This is a genomic window from Nocardioides sp. (assembly GCF_034670285.1).
GTDB lineage: Bacteria > Actinomycetota > Actinomycetes > Propionibacteriales > Nocardioidaceae > Nocardioides.
Map to the genome: position 1 here is coordinate 1 of NZ_JAXMNS010000483.1, position 2511 is coordinate 2511.

Sequence of the window (2511 nt, forward strand, 5' to 3'; positions counted from 1 at the left end):
CGCCCCGACGTCGACGCCCTGGCACAGGTCGGCCGCCATCCGACGCAGCAGCACCAGCTGCTGATAGTCCTTCTGCCCGAAGACCGCGACGTCGGGGCGGACGAGGCCGAAGAGCTTGGCGACCACGGTCAGGACACCGCGGAAGTGGCCGGGACGGGTGCGGCCCTCGAGCACCTCGGCGAGCGGACCGGGGTCGACGCTCACCTGGGGTTCTCCGCCCGGGTAGACCTCGTCGACGGCCGGTGCGAAGACGACGTCGACGCCCTCGCGGGCGCACAGGTCGAGGTCGTCGTCCAGGGTGCGCGGGTAGCGGTCGAGGTCCTCGCCCGCGCCGAACTGCAGCGGGTTGACGAACACCGAGACCACGACCGGTCCGGAGCCCACCTCGGCGCGAGCAGCCGCCATCAGGCTGGCGTGACCCTCGTGGAGCGCGCCCATCGTCGGCACGAAGCCGACCCGGCTCTCGGCGTCGGCCGAGGTGGCGGCCTTCAGCAGGTCGGCGAGCTCGGCGCGCGTGGTCGCCAGGGCCGGACGCTGCGCAGTCGGGGCAGTCGGGGCAGTCGGGGCAGTCGGGGCAGTCGGGGCCATCAACCGATCCGCCGCACACGCAGGGGACGGCGCGCCTCGGCCGAGTCGAGCACCTCGTTCATCTTCAACGCCCGCATGGCGGTGAGGCGGCCGTCGACGACGGCGCGGCTCAGGGTCGCCCGGGCCAGGGCGAGGTAGGTCGACAGCGTGGTCGGCGCCTCGGCGAGGATCCCGTCGAGGTGGGCGCGCACCGTGTTGACGTCGCCGCGCACGATCGGTCCGGTCAGGGCCGCATCGCCGTGGTCGAGCGCGTTGTCGAGGGCCGCGGTGAGCAGCGGGCGCAAGGTGGCGGCCGGGTCGTCGGCGCCGGCCGCAGCCAGCAGCTCCATCGCCTCGGTGACGAGGGTGACGAGGTGGTTGGCGCCGTGCGCCAGGCCTGCGTGGTAGAGCGCGCGACGGTTCTCCGGCACCCACATCGCGCGGCCACCGAGGTCGGCGACGAGCGCCGCAGCGCACTCACGCTCGGCAGGCTCTGCGGTCAGGCCGAAGACGCAGCCGCTGAGACGGTCGAGGTCGACGGCGGTGCCGGTGAAGGTCATGGCCGGGTGCAGCGCGATCGCCCGGGCGCCCACGGCGGTCGCCGGGGCGAGGATCTCCAGACCGTGCAGCCCGGAGGAGTGGACGACGTACTGGCCCTCGTGCAGGGCGCCAGAGTCGGCGAGCACCGACACGACGTTGCCGAGCATGTCGTCGGGCACCGTCAGGAGCAACAGGTCGCAGCCGCGCGCGACCGCACTCGGCTTGTCGTTGACGACGCCGGGCAGCAGGTCGGCCATCCGACCCCGCGAGGCGTCGGACTCACCGGCAGCGGCGACGACCTCGTGTCCGGCCGCACGCAGGCCGGCGGCGAGGACCGCGCCCACGCGGCCGGCACCGACGACGCCGATGCGAAAGCGGCGCGGGCCAGCGACCTCGGGAGGCAGGGGGTGGGCAGCAGCCAGTGGCTCAGACATGTTGCGAACCTTTCGTTCCAGTCCCTCCGACCACCCTGCTGCCCCCGTTGGTGATGCGCGGTGATGGTGGAACTGGGGGCGACCGGGCCGGTGTGGGTACCAGACGGTGTGCTCGTACGACTCTGACGTGGTGTTCCCGATGAATCTAACCGCTGTGCTCCCTCGTGGGAACCGCACCTGACGTGACGCGCGCAACACCGACCCGCCCCAGTCGTTCGCCGAGTCGGCGCGACTACGCGCCGACTCGGCGTCAGGCGGGTGCAGGCGGGGGTCAGGCGGTGCGGTCGTCGGAGACCACGACCGAGCCGACCTCGAGGGGGCGCGGGGCCTGCGGGAGCCAGGTGCGGGTGACGTGGTCGACGACGTGGACGCCGGGCGGGGCCTCGATGGCGTGGACACCCGCGATCGGCGTGTCGGGGTCCTGCTGGAGGGCGGTGAAGACCTCCCACTCGCGGCGCTTGCGCTTGTTGCGGACGCTCGTGGCGAACGACGCCGGGTCGGTCCAGTGCGCGAACTCGTCGCCGTCGAGGTACTTCAGCTCGATGCACAGCCCGAACGGCAGCCCGATCGTGCGCACCGGCTTCGGCGTCGTCCGCACCTCCCACTCGTAGGCCTTGGTGAAGACGAAGTCGGGCCCCATCGGGTAGCCCCACTCCTCGGCGTTGCGCAGGCCGAGGTCGAGCCATCCGCGATCGGGGCGGGTGCTGTCGAGGTAGAGCGCGTGCCGTGGCACCCGGATGACCGCCTGCACGTCACCGATCTGCCAGGCCAGGTCGCTCAGCGACGACTCCCCCTCGCTGGTGAGCACCATGTCGCCGTCCCACTTGAAGGAGTAGCGCGTGCGCACCTGGGCGAAGCACCAGTTGTAGAAGTAGGCCAACGAGTGCACCGACAGCTCGTGCACCGCGAGGTGCTCGGCGCCGGCACGCGCCACGTCGAAGGGGTACGACGCCTGGCGCAGGCGCCCGGC

General features: G+C 72.5%; 3 protein-coding genes. All 3 read right to left on the reverse strand.

What is annotated here, in order from left to right:
* Nucleotides 1–588 (reverse strand): pantoate--beta-alanine ligase (locus tag VOI19_RS17995; RefSeq protein ID WP_323794319.1); only part of this gene is annotated, 588 nt, incomplete at its 3' end.
* On the reverse strand, nucleotides 588–1541 hold the full coding sequence (locus VOI19_RS18000; RefSeq protein ID WP_323794320.1) for a Rossmann-like and DUF2520 domain-containing protein: 954 nt from the start codon (nucleotides 1539–1541) through the stop codon (nucleotides 588–590). The genes VOI19_RS18000 and VOI19_RS17995, both read right to left, overlap by 1 nt.
* Nucleotides 1542–1812: 271 nt before the next feature.
* Nucleotides 1813–2511: hypothetical protein (locus tag VOI19_RS18005; protein ID WP_323794321.1), on the reverse strand; the 699-nt coding region annotated here is incomplete at its 5' end.

Bases quoted from the DNA above. Each gene is read 5' to 3' on its own strand.
- VOI19_RS18000 (WP_323794320.1), bottom strand. From the start codon at position 1,541: ATGTCTGAGCCACTGGCTGCTGCCCACCCCCTGCCTCCCGAGGTCGCT.